This window comes from Pantoea sp. X-Soil-TKNS-1280 (genome assembly GCF_059730475.1).
The window spans coordinates 3204229-3221366 of sequence record NZ_AP035962.1; the positions used below are offsets into that span (position 1 = coordinate 3204229).

Genomic DNA, 17138 nt, shown 5'->3' on the forward strand with positions numbered 1-17138 from the left:
TAACAGCATTGAATTTTTTTGCATTTTTTTTGCGCTAATGATTGACAGTTTATGAGCAATCCTTCAATTATCGTACCAGTTAACTAGAACACAATCATCACCGCCATTTTTTGCAGGTTCCGTCTCCCTTCTTTTCAGGGTGACAAACCGGTGCCTGACAAGCATTTTTTTCTGACTCAACAGAGAGGCAAGGTAATGAAAGTTATGCCTAAATTAACGTTAATCGCCTTACTGGCAGCAAGTGCCTTCAACGCCCTGGCCGCACAGGCAGCAGAGGTAGTACAGCGCGGCGGAACCCTGACTTATGGCCGCTACGCCGACAGTAATTTCCTCGAACCGGTCCTGAATGAAAGCAATAACGATATCTGGATCCTCTCCAACTTGTATGACACCCTGCTGCTGCCGACCAACGATGGCAAGGGCATCAGACCCGGTCTGGCAACGGCCTGGAAGCTGGCGGCAGACGGTAAAAGCGTCACGCTTACCCTGCGCCCTGATACTAAATTTTCTGACGGCTCGCCCATCACCGCCGAAGACGTTAAATGGTCACTTGAACGTGCTGCCAAACCCGGTAACGGCGTATGGCAATTTCTGGTCAGCGCAATCGATAACGTCACCATCAGCGATCCTCATACCGTGGTGATCCACCTGTCGCATACCGATCCTGCTATCCTTACCGCGCTGACAGTTTTCAACACCGCGATCATGCCGGAGAAACAGTTCGAAGCGGAACCGGGTGCCACCGATCACGACAAAGCGGCGGCATTCGCTGAACATCCGATTGGATCCGGCCCTTTTATGCTGAAGTCGTGGCAACATAACGCCACCATGACGCTGGTGCGTAACCCGTACTACTGGGAAAAAGGCGCGGATGGCAAAGCCCTGCCCTACCTTGACGGCATCAAGTTTGAAATCATTCCTGACGATGCCACCCGCATCCTGAAGTTGCAGTCTGGTGAGCTGGACGGGGCCGAGTTTATCCCTTACTCACGCGTTAAGGAGTTGCAGGGCAATCCGGCACTGAATATGGCGCTATTCCCATCAACCCGTGTCGAAGTCGCCAGCGTCAACGCACGGCCAGAGATAGACGGCAAGCCGAACCCACTGGCGAACCCGAAGGTACGCGCTGCGCTGAACTATGCCACGGATAAAGACGGCATCATCCAGCTGGTGACTTTCGGACTGGGTAAACCGATGACTTCGTTTATGTCTACCTCTACCCCGCTGAACTCCGGCACCAAACCACTCTGGCCGGTGGATGTGGAAAAAGCGCAGTCACTGATGAAAGAAGCGGGCTATCCTAACGGCTTCAGCACCAGCATGAATATCCTGGCGGGTAATGAAGACAGCCTGAGCATTGCCACCGGCTTGCAACAGATGTGGGCACAGATTGGCGTTAAATTAACCATCAACCAGATGGATAACGCCACGCTGAACGCCAACTTCCGCAAGGGGAACTTCAGCACCCGCATTGGGCCGTGGACCGACGATATCGCCGATCCAAACGAAATCACCTCCTACTACGCCTATTCGAAGAACATTCAGGCGCTGCATTCAGGCTGGAAAAGTGACGAGCTGGATAAGTTGTTTGAAGCCTCACAACAGGAAACCAATCCGGCGAAACGTGCAGAGCAGTACAAACAAATCCAGGACATCTACAACAGCACCGGTCCGACTATCCCGTTATATGAAAGTTCTTATCCGGTCGCGCTGAAGAAAAATGTCGAAGGATTCGTCCAGATCCCACTGGGTAATAACATCTTCACCGAAACCTGGCTGAAGAAGTAATTCGCCATTCATTACACCGAGTGAAATCCAGCCATCTGGCGCTGTAGCGACTACAGCGCCATTACGCTGGATTTGGGAGCACGCGTTGACTGAGCTGAGTTATATTTTAAAACGCATTCTGCTGATCATCCCGACGCTGCTGGTCATACTGGTGGTGACTTTCACCATCGTGCGTCTGCTACCTGGCGATCCCGCCAGTGCGATGATCGGCGACCGCGCCACCGACACTGATGTCAATCGTATCAATCAACAGCTGGGGCTGGATCAGTCACTGCCCGTGCAGTTTGCCGGGTTTGTGCGCCAGGTCGCCAGTGGCAATCTGGGCAACTCCTATGCAATGCATGCCCCGGTGACGGCAGTGATCGCCGAACGTTTGCCGGTCACCCTGCTGTTAACCGGCATGGCGGCGCTATTTTCGCTGTTGATGGCGATCCCGTTGGCCTTTATTTCCGCGCTTAAACGCAACAGCGCCACCGATATCACCATTCGCGGCGCATCGCAGGTTACGCTGTCGATGCCCTCCTTCTATATCGGCCTGGTGCTGCTGACCGTTTTCGCTGCGCAGCTCCACTGGTTCCCGGTCGGTGGTTATGGCGATAGCTGGGGACAGCGCATCTATCATCTGTTTCTTCCGGCGATGACGCTGGCTGTAAGTATCACCTCGGTGCTGATTGGCAGCCTGCGCAACTCGATTATCGCGGTGCTCGATGCGGAATACATTACCTTCGCCCGCGCTAAAGGGCTGAGCAGCCGGGTAGTGTTGCTGCGCCATGTGCTGCGTAACTCGCTGATCCCGATGCTGAGTCTGTTTGCCCTCAATATCGGCACCACCATCGGCAGTGCGGTAATCACTGAAACGGTGTTCGCCGTGCCCGGCATCGCGCGCCTGATGGTCGATAGCATTTTCAGCCGCGACTATCCGATGATTCAGGGACTGGTAATCGTGCTGTCCGTGCTGGTGTCGCTGATTTTTCTGATCACCGACATCGTACAGGTGATGATTGACCCAAGGAGGGCACGATGAGTGAATTAATTATCCAGCGATCCCTCACCCGCAAGTGGCGCAAATATCTGCCCTGGTCGTCACTGTTGGGCTGCGTCATCCTGCTACTCAGCCTGCTAATGGCGTTCTTTCCGCATCTGATTGCCACCGCCGACCCGCTGAAGTTCGACTACCGCGCCATCCTCAAAGGGCCGAACCTGCAACACTTTTTTGGCACCGATAACTTTGGCCGCGATATCTTTTCGCGCGTGGTGTATGCCTACCAGATTGATTTGCAAATCGCCTTCTTCACCACACTGTTCCCGATGGTGTTTGGCACCCTGGTTGGGCTGCTGGTCGGCTATTTCGGCGGCGTGGCCGAGATGCTGTTTCAAAGGATCGTCGATGCGGTCGTCACCTTCCCGCTACTGGTGCTGGTGATCGCTATCGTCGCGATTCTCGGCCCGGGCCTGAATAGCATGTATATCGCCGTCGGTATTATTTATTGGGTGTTCTACGCCAAATTAATTGCCGGTGAAGTGAGCATTCAGAAACGGCTGGAATACGTGGCCGCAGGCAAAGTCATGGGCTACAGCACGCCGCGCATTATCTTCCGTCACGTGCTGCCAAACGTTATTACCACCACGCTGGTGTACTGGATGACCGATATGGCGCTGGCGATCCTGCTGGGATCCAGCCTCGGTTATCTCGGCCTCGGCGCACAACCGCCCGCCGCCGAATGGGGGGTGCTGATCGCCTCCGGTAAGAACTTCATGGATACCGCATGGTGGATAACGATTTTCCCCGGTATTGCCATCGTATTAACCGGCCTGGGATTCAGCCTGTTTGGCGATCTGCTGGCAGACTGGCTGCGTCCTGGAAGCCGTTAGTGAACATGAGAGCGAATTATGCCCAGCCAGACTTCCCCTTTGCTTGAGGTGCAGCAGCTCAACACCCAAATTCATACCTCGCGCGGTAGCCTGCGGGCGATTCAGGACGTGAGTTTCAGCCTCAATCCGGGAGAAATTCTCGGGCTGGTCGGTGAATCCGGCTCGGGAAAAAGTGTCACCCTGCGTTCTCTGCTGCGCCTGATGCCCGCCAGCGCCGAAGTTTCGGGTTCAGTGAAATGGCAGGGGCGCGAGATTACCAGTATGAAACCGGCGGAGCTGCGCAGCATTCGCGGCGGTGAAATCGCGATGATTTTTCAGGAACCGATGATCGCCCTCAATCCGGTGTTAACCGTCTGGCGGCAGATTGAGGAAAGCCTGGCCGCCCACACCGATTTAACGCGTAAACAACGTCGCCAGCGCGCCATTGAGTTACTGAATCAGGTGGGTATCCCCGCACCGGAGTTGCGTCTCGACGATTATCCGCACCAGTTCTCCGGCGGGATGCGTCAGCGTGTGATGATTGCCATTGCGCTGGCGGGCAATCCCCGTCTGCTGCTGGCCGACGAGCCCACCACCGCGTTGGATGTCACCATTCAGGAGCAAATCCTCAAGCTGCTATTTAACCTGCGTGATCAGTTAGCGATGGGAATTATTTTTGTCACACACGATCTCGGCGTGGTTGCTCAGCTGTGCGATCGCGTGGCGGTGATGTATGCCGGACGTATCGTCGAAAGCGCACCGGTACGGGAAATTTTCAGCCAGCCGCGTCATCCCTACACCCAGGGGTTGATCGCCTCGGTGCCACAAAACGGCGGCGAGCGAAAACCACTGCAGTCGATTGAGGGCACACCGCCGTCGCTGCTCAACCTGCCACAGGGGTGCAGTTTTAGCCCGCGCTGTCGCTATAAAACCGACATTTGCCTGCGGGAGGTGCCACCCCCTGAGGCGCTGAATAGCGAACATCAGGTTGCCTGTCATCATCACGCTAACCTTAACGTCATGGAGGGCATCTGAGATGGGTGAAACTTCGTCACACAGCAGCCTGCCAATCGTCAGCGTCGAGGAGGCGATCGTCCACTTCCCGGTGGCGCAGACCATTATCGAAAAGATTCAGGGTAAACCCCGCAAGTTTGTGCAGGCGCTTAATGGCGTCCGGCTGGAACTGATGCAGGGTGAGACACTGGGAGTGGTTGGCGAGTCCGGCTGCGGTAAATCCACGCTGGCGCGCACTATGGTGGGTCTGCTGCAAACTAACGAAGGCAAAATCTACTTCAATGGCAAAGATATCGCGACGCTGCGTGGCAAAGAACGCCGTAGCTTTAACCGCCAGGTGCAGATGATTTTCCAGGATCCCTACAGTTCACTTAACCCGCGCATGACTGTCGGCCAGGTACTGACCGAAGCGCTGTCGGTGCACGGCATGTGTGCGAAAAAAGATATTCCGGCGCGTATCCGTGAGTTGATGGAATTGGTGCGCCTGCCTGCCGACGCTATCGATAAACTGCCGCATGAGTTTTCCGGTGGGCAGCGCCAGCGTATTGGCATCAGTCGCGCGCTGGCCGTGGAGCCGCAGGTGTTGATCGCCGATGAACTGGTTTCGGCGCTGGATGTGTCAGTGCAGGCACAGGTGGTAAACCTGCTGCTGGATTTGCAGCAGAAACTCAATCTGACGGTGCTATTCGTCGCCCACGATCTGCGGCTGGTCAGACATATTTCGCATCGTGTGGCGGTGATGTACCTTGGTGAAGTGGTGGAGGTGGCGGATACGGAAACGTTATTTATCAAGCCATTGCATCCCTATACCCAGGCCTTATTACGCGCGGCACCGAGTATGGACCCTGACGATCGCGGGAAAAATGTCAGCCTGACCGGCGAACTCCCCAGCCCGCTTGCCCCCCCGTCCGGCTGTCGCTTTCACACCCGCTGCCCGTTTGTTACCGATCGCTGCCGCACTGAGCGGCCGGTGCTGGCACTGAAATCCGTTGGTCAGCGCGTGGCCTGTCACCTGGTTCCCTTTGAATGCGGGACATAAAAAAAGGATGGCTTTCGCCATCCTTTCTATCGCCACGCGCTTATGCGAAATCAGGCATAAACCGGCAGACGTGCACAGATATCCAGCACTTTCTGCTTGGTACGTTCGATGGTGGCTTCGTCGTTGATGTTGTCCAGCACATCCGCAATCCAGCCTGCCAGTTCACGCACTTCAGCTTCTTTGAAGCCGCGGCGGGTAACTGCCGGGGTACCGATACGCACACCGGAAGTCACAAACGGGCTCTTCGGATCGTTCGGTACGCTGTTTTTGTTGACGGTGATGTTAGCACGGCCCAGTGCGGCATCCGCTTCTTTACCGGTCAGGTTTTTGCTCACCAGATCAATCAGGAACAGGTGGTTATAGGTGCCGCCTGATACGATGTTGTAGCCGCGCTCAATCAGCACTTCCACCATCGCTTTGGCGTTTTTAGCCACCTGCTGCTGGTAAGTTTTAAACTCAGGTTCCATCGCTTCTTTGAACGCGACGGCTTTACCGGCGATCACGTGCATCAGCGGGCCACCCTGGCCGCCAGGGAACACCGCAGAGTTTAGTTTTTTGTACAGCTCTTCATCACCGTTTTTCGCCAGGATCAAGCCGCCACGCGGACCCGCCAAGGTTTTGTGGGTAGTTGAAGTGACGATATGCGCATGCGGAACCGGGTTCGGATAGACGTCAGCCGCGATCAGACCAGCCACGTGTGCCATGTCAACGAACAGGTACGCGCCAACGCTGTCAGCGATTTCACGCATTTTGGCCCAGTCAACCACGCCAGAGTAAGCAGAGAAACCACCGACGATCATTTTCGGCTTATGGGTTTTCGCCAGTTCTGCCAGCTCGTTGTAGTCAATTTTGCCGGTTTCATCGATGCCGTAAGGCACCACGTTATACAGTTTACCGGACAGGTTAACCGGTGAACCGTGAGTCAGGTGACCACCGTGTGCCAGGTTCATACCCAAAATGGTGTCGCCCGGCTGCAACAGCGCAGTGTAAACCGCGAAGTTTGCCTGAGAACCAGAGTGCGGCTGCACGTTGGCGTAGTCTGCGCCGAACAGTGCTTTCGCGCGATCAATCGCCAGCTGTTCAACGATATCGACGTATTCACATCCGCCGTAGTAGCGTTTGCCCGGATACCCTTCCGCGTATTTATTGGTGAGCTGTGAACCTTGCGCCTGCATAACGCGCGGGCTGGTGTAGTTTTCAGAAGCAATCAGTTCAATGTGCTCTTCCTGGCGCACTTTCTCTTGCTCCATCGCCTGCCACAACTCGGCATCATAATCGGCAATGTTCATATCACGCTTTAACATCCGCATCTCCTGACTCAGCTAACTTTTTTAACGGCAATTTAAGCCCCGCTAAGGGGCGAAGGCCAACAGTGTAAACCGTTTTGACAGGTGACGGTAGCAGCAATCCCCTCTTTTTACGCAAACGATTGGCAAGGCGCTGGAACGGGTTTTTTACGCATTTTTGCAAGCCAGATAATCACGATATTTCCTCAGAATGAAGCGGAAAAAATTTCAGGATTGCGGCAGAGATTCCAGTAAACCTGATTTATCCCTGAGCATTCAGGGGGATTTACAACCCCATGTTCGCGATTATAAGATGCATTTAAAATACAACTTTTAAACTGCTATGAGGATTCACCCATGCTCAACGCGCAAGACATCGCTATCATCAAATCCACCCTGCCCGCTATTGCCGAATTAGGCCCACAGCTCACCGGCCATTTTTATCAGCGTATGCTGACGCAGCATCCGGAACTCAAGGATGTGTTCAACATGAACAATCAGCGCAGTGGCAACCAGCGTGAAGCGCTGTTCAACGCCATCTGCGCCTACGGCAGCAATCTGGAAAACCTCGAAGTGCTGCTGCCCGCGGTGGAAAAAATCGCCCAGAAACATACCAGCCTGAATATTCAGCCCGAGCAGTACGCCATCGTCGGTGAAAATCTGCTGGCGACCATTCAGGAACTGCTGAATCCGGGGGATGAGGTGCTGCAGGCATGGGGCAAGGCGTATGGCGTGCTGGCTGAGGTGTTTATCCAGCGTGAGGAAGCGATTTACCGCGCGTCCGCAGCGAAAACCGGTGGCTGGCGTGGTGCGCGTGAGTTCCGTATTCGTGCCATTCAGCCGCAAAGCAGCGTGATTAAAAGCTTTGAACTGGAGCCGGTGGATGGTGCAGCGGTGGTGGATTTCCTGCCTGGTCAGTATCTGGCCATCACCCTGCGTCCAGAGAGCCAGGGCAATCTACAGCATCGTCAATATTCACTCACCCACCAGCCAAATGGTCAGTTCTATCGTATTGCGGTGAAACGTGAAGATCAGGGCGCGGTATCTAACTGGCTGCATGACGAAGCGCAGGTCGGGGATGTGGTGCAATGCGCGGCACCGGCGGGCGATTTCTTCCTCCAGGCAGAGCCTGCGACGCCTGTTACCCTGATCTCAGCGGGTGTCGGCCAGACTCCGATGCTGGCAATGCTCGCCAGCCTGGCAGAGCAACAACATCCGGCCGCAGTCACCTGGTTGCATGCAACGGAAGACGGCCAGCAACATGCCTTCGCCGGGGAAGTCCAGGCGCTGGGCAGCCGTCTGCCGAACTTTAGCAGCCATGTCTGGTATCGCCAGCCTGCCGTTGCTGACGCCGGTCATTACGATGCGCAGGGATTGATGGATTTAGCGGGTGTTTCTGCTGAACTCAATCAGCCCGATCGCCAGTTCTGGCTCTGTGGCCCGCTGGCGTTTATGCAGTTTGTCGCACGCCAGTTGCTGGATGCGGGTGTCACCGCCGACCGTATTCATTACGAAGTGTTTGGTCCGCATAAGGTGTTGTAAGCAGGAATAAAAATCGTAGCGGCGCAATTTATTGCGCGGGTTATAGCATGTAATGATTGCCTGTAAACAGCGCGATAAATCGCGCCGCTACATTAATCTGAAGCTGGGTTTAAATCGCCTCTTCGTCTTCTTCACCGGTACGGATACGCACTACACGTGCCACGTCAAAGACAAAGATTTTACCGTCGCCGATTTTGCCGGTTTGCGCAGTTTTCATGATGGTCTCAACGCAGGTATCAACGATATCGTCGCCCACCACCATTTCGATTTTTACTTTCGGCAGAAAATCGACCATATACTCGGCACCACGATACAGTTCAGTGTGACCTTTCTGGCGACCAAATCCTTTCACTTCGCTGACCGTCATCCCGGTGATGCCGACTTCCGCTAACGCTTCGCGTACATCATCGAGTTTAAATGGTTTGATAATTGCATCGATCTTTTTCATCACAGATCCTTTTTTCACTCCCTCCGTGGCCGGACGGGTAACAGATAGTATAAATGTTCCTGCCGCAGCCGCTGGCTCAGAGCCGTCTGTGGCGTCAAAACAGGACTTTCTCCTGCTTTCTGTCCGAATGCCGGGGCAACAGGCCGAATCGCAGCGGCAGAAAGCTACTCTTTAAAATCGCTGGCGTCCAGTTCATGGCGCGACAGCAGCTTATAAAACTCGGTGCGGTTACGTCCAGCCAGACGCGCAGCATTGGTCACATTTCCTTTGGTCATTTGCAGCAGCTTACGCAGATAGTTCAGTTCAAACTGATTGCGCGCTTCAACAAACGTCGGCAATGCGGTGTTCTCACCTGCCAGCGCCTGTTCAACCAGCGCATCGCCAATCACCGGTGAGGTACTCAGCGCCACGCACTGCTCGATGACGTTCACCAGTTGACGCACATTACCCGGCCAGCTGGCTCCCACCAATCGTTTCATGGCGTCCACGGAAAAACTGCGCACAAAGGGTTTATGGCGATCGGCAGACTGACGCAGCAAATGATTCGCCAGCAGGGGAATATCTTCGGCACGTTCATGCAACGCCGGGATCTTCAGGTTCACCACGTTGAGGCGATAGTAGAGATCTTCGCGAAAGCTTTTCTTTTCCATCGCTTTAGGCAAATCACGATGGGTGGCAGAAATGATGCGCACATTGATACTGACATCATGATTACTGCCGAGCGGACGAACCTTGCGCTCTTGCAGCACGCGTAGCAGCTTCACCTGCAACGCCTGCGGCATATCGCCAATCTCATCGAGGAATAGCGTGCCGCCTTCCGCTGCCTGAAACAGCCCCTCGCGAGCACTCACCGCGCCGGTAAACGCCCCCCTGGCGTGACCGAACAGCTCAGACTCCAGCAACTGCTCCGGTAACGCGCCACAGTTGATGGCGATAAAAGGTTTACTGGCACGCGGGCTGGCGGCATGAATTGCCTGTGCCAGCACTTCTTTACCGGTGCCGCTCTGGCCGTTGATCAACACACTGACGTCGGATTGCGCCACCATGTGCGCCTGCTCCAGCAGTCGTAGCATCAGCGGATTACGTGTGACGATAGACTCACGCCAGCCATCATCGCTCTCGGGTGCACGCAGGGCCAGCGCCTCATCAATCGCTTTGTATAACGCATCACGATCCACCGGTTTGGTGAGAAAGCTAAATACGCCCTGTTGGGTGGCTGAAACTGCTTCCGGGATCGATCCATGCGCAGTCAGGATGATCACCGGCAGGCCCGCATGGCGCTTCTGGATTTCACCAAACAACGCCAGACCGTCCATCTCATCCATACGCAGGTCGCTGACCACCAAATCGACCTTCTCTTTTTGCAGATGACGTAAGGCTTCCGGCCCGCTGGCCGCCGTTGCGACCTGATAGCCTTCGCTGCTGAGACGCATTCCCAGCAGCTTCAGCAGCCCCGGATCATCATCCACCAGCAATAATCGTGCGGCCTGTTTCATTATGGCTGCTCCTCATTCGCCGTACCGCTGGCACTGTGCGATGTGTCGCTGCTGTCGGGCGCTTTACGCGAGGACAGCTGACGCTCGATATCCGTCAGACGCTCCAGCTTATGCTGCGTATCTGCCAGCGAGGTACGAAGCGTGCGTTGCTGCTGGCGCAGGCTATCCAGCTCGGCATCGGTACTTTGCTGTAGCCGTGCGTAGCGGCCACGCGCGTCACTCAGCTCAAGCTGAGCGGCCTGGTTGCTGCGCCACAGCTGAATCAGCGGACGAACTGCCGCCGGAAACGTCGTACTGTAGCCATCCAGCGTATCAACATAGTCGCGGCGCTCCTGTGGCGTTACGTTGCCGTTAGCCAGCAATATGCCCTGCTTAAAGGCACGGGACCAGCCCTGCACCGGCCAGCGACGTGCTTCCGCCCGGGCTTCGGCCGGTGACAGACGTTCCGCACAATCAATGGCACGCTGCCAATACAAGGGGTTGCTCATGGCAGCCGGATATTCAATTTGCCAGACACTGCCACAGTCAGTCGCCAGATAGTCCGGCAGGCGCACCTGCGGCTCCGGCTGGATGCTGTCGTCCCTGAGGGCGTTGTCTGCAGAAGGTGCATGGCAACCCGCCAGGCTGAACACCAGCAGGCTGGCGGCGCATAATTTGTTGAGGGATAAATTCATTGATCAGGCATTCCCGGCGGTGGTAGTCAAAATGATACGAAAACAGACATCCGCGTCCTTACGTGTCACCAGCTGTAAATCACCCTGCATCCTGCGCAGGCAATCTTTGGCGATGCTTAACCCCAGCCCACTGCCTTTAACCGGCCCCTTGCGTTGTTGGCTGCCCTGATAAAAAGGCTCAAAGATCATCGCCTGCTCTTCAGCCGGAATCGGTGTGCCGGTGTTTGCCACCTCGATCCACACCTCATTGCCCTTCTGCTGGCTGTGCAGCCAGATGTTACCGGATTCGCTACCGTAGTTCACGGCGTTCGAATAAAGGTTATCGATCACCCGTTGCAACAGGGTTGCCTCTGCCAGGCAGTGGTTCACCTGTAAATCCACATGGGTGCGCATTTGCCGCGCATGGGCCGGTAACGAGTGTGATTTCACCACCGTCTCGACAATGGTATCCAGTGCCACGACATCCAGCGCCAGCGGGCCGTCGGCCAGTTTGCGGTTGTAATCCAGCAGCTGCTCGATCAAACGTTGCAAATGACGGCTGCTGGTATCCAGAATCGCCACCACTTCCTGCTGTTCGCTATTCAGTGGGCCTGCCACCTGATCGGCTAACAATTCCGTGCCTTCGCGCAAGCTGGCAAGTGGCGTTTTCAGTTCATGGGAAAGATGGCGTAAAAATTCGTGGCGTTGCGCTTCCAGCCAGCTCAGGCGTTCACTCAGCCAGACAATACGCTTACCGAGCGAGCGAATCTCACGCGGACCACGAAAGCTGATACTGTCGCCCAGCGCCTTGCCTTCACCCAGCCGGTTGATCATCCGCTCCACCCGCTTCACCGGCCCGATAATCATGCCGGTAAACAACAACACCAGCGCCAGGCTGATCAGAAACAATATCAGAGCCTGCCAGCCAAAAAACTGGCCTCGATCGGCAATTTCACGCTGCAATTGCAAACCCCGCGAAAACACCACTTCGCGTGTTTCCTGCACCATTTGCGCATTGGTATCGGAAAAGTGCTCAAGGGCTGTCGATGCAGGTTCGGAGGGATTGCCGCTGGCACATTGCAGCGTTTCCAGCTGTGGCAGCGTTGCGGCTAACAGTTTGAACGAGGGCAAATCCGGCAGGCTGGCAGCGTGGGTGGTGAGCATCTGACTGTAGTGCGCACGTTGTGACTGATAGAGCCGCGCCAGACTGTCATCACCCAACACACAATATTGACGATAGCTGCGCTCCAGCTCGATGGCAGTCCGCGCCATGGCTTCACTGCGGCGCACGTCCGTAAAGGTGTTGCGATTGGTGTCTGCCGCCTGATTACTTAGCGCCGACAGGCTTTCCCATGCCTGCCACGCCAGTACCAACAGCGGCAGCAGCACCAGCAGGAACGCCATCAACACCAGCTGACGCAGCGAACGGGGAAATAAACGCCATCTCTTCACAACCGGATTTCCTTAAATTTTTACTACAGGAATGCTAGCGGAGTCTGAAAGCGGAAGAAAGCACAGATAAGAAAACGGCAGGCGCTATGGCCTGCCGTTGAGCGTGACGCCGAACGCCTCACGCGGGAATAAGGTGGTGCCTAACTCAACGTTACGTCCGATGCTTGATAACGTTGCAAAGCAAGCGATTATCGGTTGGGTGGACGGCAGGCACCGTTTGGTGCGTCATTCAGTTTTTATGAGCTCAACCGCAATGCGGGGCAATCATAAGCAGGAGAATGAGCAACGTAATGAGTATAGCAAACATCGTGCCAAAAATAAAATAGCGTTAATTATCAGATAAATGCTTTCTCAGAGTGAGACCCGGCGCAAAAAATTTACCGTCCGGTCTAAAAAGACTGTCGCTGATTAGCAACGCGTTTCTGAAGGAAAAATTACACTCAATAATATCAATAGGTTAAATGTCACCTTTTGACGACAAGCTAACCGTAGCGGTGTCGCTATTTTCCGACACCCAAAAAAAAGGGCATCCATCAGGATGCCCTTGATTGCGCGATAAATCGCGCCGCTACACATTAACCCAACTGCTTACGTGCGTTGCGGAAAATACGCATCCACGGGCTGTCTTCGCCCCACTCTGCCGGGTGCCATGAATTGCTCACCGTACGGAACACGCGTTCCGGGTGCGGCATCATAATGGTCACGCGGCCGCTTTCGTTGGTCACCGCAGTGATACCGTTCGGGGAACCGTTCGGGTTGGCCGGATAAGTCTCGGTCACCTTACCGAAGTTGTCCACGAAACGCAGCGCCACCAGGCCTTTGCTTTCCAGCGCCGCCAGATGCGCGCCATCACGCACTTCAACAAAACCTTCGCCGTGTGATACCGCAATCGGCATATGCGAACCGGCCATGCCGTCCAGCAGCAGTGACGGGCTGGCAGCCACTTCCACCAGGCTGAAACGCGCTTCAAAGCGTTCTGACTGGTTACGTACGAAGCGCGGCCACAGTTCGCTGCCCGGCACCAGCTCGCGCAGGTTGGACATCATCTGGCAGCCGTTACAGACGCCCAGCGCCAGCGTCTGCGGACGGTGGAAGAAGTTTTCGAACTCATCACGCACGCGGCTGTTGAACAGGATGGATTTCGCCCAGCCTTCACCTGCCCCCAGTACGTCACCGTAGGAGAAGCCACCACAGGCCACCAGCGCATGGAACTCTTCCAGACCGCGACGGCCCGCCAGCAGATCGCTCATATGCACATCGACGGCGGTAAAGCCTGCACGATGGAAGGCGGCCGCCATTTCAACGTGGGAGTTGACGCCCTGCTCACGCAGCACCGCGACACGCGGACGCGCACCGGTGGCAATCATCGGTGCAGCAACGTCTTCTTCCGGTTTGAAGGTCAGATGGACATTCAGACCAGGATCGTTGTCGTTTTTCTTCGCTTCATGTTCCTGATCGGCACAGGCCGGGTTGTCACGCAGACGCTGCATCTGCCAGGTGGTTTCTGCCCACCAGGTACGCAGCGTAGTACGGCTTTCGCTGTACACCGCGTGCTCACCAGAACGAATCACAAAACGATCGCCCGGTAGCGCCTGACCAATCACATGGACGTTGGTCATCAGGCCATGATCGGCGAACGTCTTCAGCACCGCATCACGGTCAGCAGCGTTGATTTGCACCACCGCACCCAGTTCCTCGGTGAACAGCGCAGCCAGCGCATCACTACCCAGCGCGGCAATATTGGCTTCGATACCGCAATGGCCAGTAAACGCCATCTCAGCCAGTGTCACCAGCAGGCCGCCGTCAGAACGGTCGTGGTAGGCCAGCAGTTTCTGCTCCGCCACCAGCGCCTGAATAGCGTTAAAGAAGCCAGCCAGCTGTGCGGCGTCACGCACGTCAGCTGGTTTATCACCCAGTTGACGATAGACCTGTGACAGCGCCGTCGCACCCAGGGTGTTTGCCCCATTGCCCAGATCCACCAGCAGCAGCAGGTTGTCTTTATCGGCCTGCAATTGCGGCGTTACGGTGCGGCGTACGTCTTCCACGCGGGCAAAAGCGGTGATGACCAGCGACAACGGTGACGTCATTTCACGCTGTTCATTCCCCTGCTGCCAGCGGGTTTTCATCGACATGGAATCTTTACCCACCGGGATGGTGATACCCAGCGCCGGGCAAAGTTCTTCGCCGACCGCTTTCACGGCTTCATACAGGCCCGCATCTTCACCAGGGTGACCGGCTGCCGCCATCCAGTTCGCTGACAGCTTCACGCGTGTCAGTGAACCAATTGCCGTTGCAGCAAGGTTAGTCAGCGCTTCACCCACCGCCAGACGGCCTGAAGCGGCGAAGTCGAGCAGTGCAACCGGGGCGCGTTCGCCGAGAGAGAAGGCTTCACCGTAGTAGCTATCGAGGCTGGCGGTGGTCACTGCGCAGTTGGCAACCGGAATCTGCCATGGACCCACCATCTGATCACGTGCCACCATACCGGTTACGGTACGGTCACCGATGGTGACAAGGAAGGTTTTCTCTGCCACGGTCGGCAAATGCAGCACACGGTTGACCGCATCAGCAACGGTGATGCCGTCGCGCTGCAATGCTTCACCTTTCGCCTGCTGACTGACCACATCACGCGTCATCTTCGGCGTTTTACCCAGCAGCACATCCAGCGGCATATCGATCGGTTTGTTGTCGAAATGCGTATCCGCCAGGCTCAGATGCTGTTCTTCGGTGGCTTCACCAATTACCGCGTAAGGGGCACGCTCGCGCTGGCACAGCTCATCAAACAGCGCCAGTTTGTCCGGCGCTACCGCCAGCACATAACGTTCCTGCGATTCGTTGCACCACACTTCCAGCGGGCTCATGCCTGGCTCATCGCTCAGCACGTCACGCAGATTGAAGCGGCCACCACGGCCACCGTCGCTGACCAGCTCCGGCATGGCGTTAGACAAGCCACCTGCACCCACGTCATGGATAAACAGAATCGGGTTAGCTTCGCCCAGCTGCCAGCAGCGGTCGATCACTTCCTGGCAACGACGTTCCATTTCCGGGTTGTCACGCTGTACGGAAGCAAAGTCGAGGTCGGCATCAGACTGGCCAGAAGCCATTGATGAGGCAGCACCGCCGCCGAGACCGATATTCATTGCCGGGCCACCCAGCACAATCAGCTTCGCGCCCACCACTATTTCGCCTTTTTGCACGTGGTCGGCACGGATGTTACCGATGCCGCCCGCCAGCATGATTGGCTTGTGGTAACCACGCAGTTCTTCACCGTTGTGGCTGTTAACGCGTTCTTCATAGGTACGGAAGTAACCGTTCAGTGCCGGACGACCAAATTCGTTGTTGAACGCCGCGCCACCCAGTGGGCCTTCGGTCATGATATCCAGCGCCGTCACGATACGATCCGGCTTACCAAAGTCTTCTTCCCACGGCTGTTCAAAGCCCGGAATACGCAGGTTGGACACGGAGAAGCCCACCAGACCCGCTTTGGGTTTGGCACCACGTCCGGTTGCGCCTTCGTCACGGATTTCACCACCGGAACCGGTCGCCGCACCGGGCCATGGAGAAATCGCCGTTGGGTGGTTATGCGTTTCCACTTTCATCAGGATATGCGCGGCTTCCTGATGGAAATCGTATTCGCCTTTTTCGGCATCGGCGTAGTAACGGCCAACTTCGGAACCTTCCATCACCGCCGCGTTGTCTTTATAGGCAGACAACACATAGTCAGGCGTTTGTTCGAAGGTGTTTTTGATCATTTTAAACAGCGACTTCGGCTGTTTTTCGCCGTCGATAATCCAGTCGGCGTTGAAGATTTTGTGACGGCAATGCTCGGAGTTCGCCTGGGCAAACATATAGAGTTCAATGTCGTTCGGGTTGCGGCCCAGCGTAGTGAAGGCGTTCAGCAGGTAGTCGATTTCGTCATCGGCCAGGGCCAGACCCAGCGTAGTGTTAGCCAGTTCCAGTGCCTGACGGCCCCCACCCAGCACATCAACACTTTTCAGCGGCTGCGGCTCATGGTGGGCAAACAGTTGCTGCGCATCATTGAGATCGCCGTATACCGTTTCCATCATGCGGTCATGCAGCAGGCTGGCAAGGGTCTGCCACTGTGCTTCTGTCAGCTGCGGTGCCTGAACATAGAACGCCATACCGCGTTCCAGACGACGCACCTGTGGCAGATCGCAGTTGTGGGCGATATCGGTCGCTTTGGAGGACCAGGGTGAAATGGTGCCTGGACGCGGCGTCACCAGCAACAGACGCCCTTGTGGCGCATGTTCGGCGAGAGACGGACCGTATTTCAGCAGGCGTTGCAGGCGGGCTTTTTCGTCCGCACTCAGCGGCGCACTGACATCGGCAAAATGGACGTACTCGGCGTAAATATCACTCACCGGCAGATGAGCGTCCTGAAAGCGGGTCAGCAGTTTGTTTACACGAAATGCCGACAGGGCGGGCGAACCACGCAGAATTTCCATCATTAAAGATCTCTCGTCTTCGAAGCGCCGGGCGACGCTTCATTGGGCGCAACAGGGAAAACGGGGCGTATTATAGAGAAACAGCACCGGTTACGAAACCGTTTGC

At 55.8% G+C, this 17138-nt stretch carries 12 protein-coding genes; 6 read left to right on the plus strand and 6 right to left on the minus strand.

All coding sequences use genetic code 11. From position 1 onward, the window contains the following. The first annotated feature begins 204 nt into the window (after positions 1-204). From AC6I8X_RS14850 to AC6I8X_RS14870, 5 genes are all read left to right on the plus strand, one after another. Entirely contained in the window at positions 205-1788 is a 1584-nt protein-coding gene (locus AC6I8X_RS14850) for an ABC transporter substrate-binding protein (RefSeq protein ID WP_310617156.1), read from the plus strand. A gap of 85 nt (positions 1789-1873) precedes the next feature. Continuing rightward, positions 1874-2812 (plus strand): ABC transporter permease, encoded by a 939-nt coding sequence (locus AC6I8X_RS14855; protein WP_313683574.1) that lies wholly within the window; start codon positions 1874-1876, stop codon positions 2810-2812. After that, positions 2809-3660 carry an ABC transporter permease gene (locus AC6I8X_RS14860; RefSeq protein ID WP_313683573.1) on the plus strand — a complete coding sequence of 284 codons (852 nt, stop codon included), beginning with the start codon at positions 2809-2811 and terminating at the stop codon, positions 3658-3660. The genes AC6I8X_RS14855 and AC6I8X_RS14860 overlap by 4 nt, the downstream gene beginning before the upstream one ends. 18 nt (positions 3661-3678) lie before the next feature. Beyond that, the gene (locus AC6I8X_RS14865; protein WP_313683572.1) at positions 3679-4674 is read left to right on the plus strand and encodes an ABC transporter ATP-binding protein; all 996 of its coding nucleotides are present in this window, start codon (positions 3679-3681) and stop codon (positions 4672-4674) included. A 1-nt stretch (position 4675) separates the two neighbouring features. Then, entirely contained in the window at positions 4676-5692 is a 1017-nt protein-coding gene (locus AC6I8X_RS14870; RefSeq protein WP_313683571.1) for an ABC transporter ATP-binding protein, read from the plus strand. A gap of 50 nt (positions 5693-5742) precedes the next feature. Here AC6I8X_RS14870 and glyA read toward each other — a convergent pair whose 3' ends face one another. Then, the gene (gene glyA, locus AC6I8X_RS14875) at positions 5743-6996 is read right to left on the minus strand and encodes a serine hydroxymethyltransferase (RefSeq protein WP_084876335.1); all 1254 of its coding nucleotides are present in this window, start codon (positions 6994-6996) and stop codon (positions 5743-5745) included. A 339-nt stretch (positions 6997-7335) separates the two neighbouring features. Between glyA and hmpA the strand changes: the two genes are divergently transcribed. After that, complete coding sequence (hmpA, locus tag AC6I8X_RS14880) at positions 7336-8520, plus strand: NO-inducible flavohemoprotein (protein ID WP_313683570.1); 1185 nt, start codon at positions 7336-7338, stop codon at positions 8518-8520. 109 nt (positions 8521-8629) lie between these two features. Here hmpA and glnB read toward each other — a convergent pair whose 3' ends face one another. The 5 genes from glnB to purL all read right to left on the minus strand — a co-directional run bounded on the left by glnB (position 8630) and on the right by purL (position 17035). Next, on the minus strand, positions 8630-8968 hold the full coding sequence (gene glnB, locus AC6I8X_RS14885; protein ID WP_007886217.1) for a nitrogen regulatory protein P-II: 339 nt from the start codon (positions 8966-8968) through the stop codon (positions 8630-8632). A gap of 164 nt (positions 8969-9132) precedes the next feature. After that, entirely contained in the window at positions 9133-10464 is a 1332-nt protein-coding gene (glrR, locus tag AC6I8X_RS14890; protein ID WP_313683569.1) for a two-component system response regulator GlrR, read from the minus strand. Continuing rightward, positions 10464-11138 carry a two-component system QseEF-associated lipoprotein QseG gene (gene qseG, locus AC6I8X_RS14895; RefSeq protein ID WP_313683568.1) on the minus strand — a complete coding sequence of 225 codons (675 nt, stop codon included), beginning with the start codon at positions 11136-11138 and terminating at the stop codon, positions 10464-10466. The genes glrR and qseG overlap by 1 nt, the downstream gene beginning before the upstream one ends. Before the next feature lie 3 nt (positions 11139-11141). Then, complete coding sequence (locus tag AC6I8X_RS14900) at positions 11142-12569, minus strand: sensor histidine kinase (protein WP_313683567.1); 1428 nt, start codon at positions 12567-12569, stop codon at positions 11142-11144. A 575-nt stretch (positions 12570-13144) separates the two neighbouring features. Beyond that, positions 13145-17035, minus strand: a complete 3891-nt coding sequence (purL, locus tag AC6I8X_RS14905; protein WP_497840038.1) for a phosphoribosylformylglycinamidine synthase — start codon at positions 17033-17035, stop codon at positions 13145-13147. Between the last annotated feature and the right edge of the window lie 103 nt (positions 17036-17138).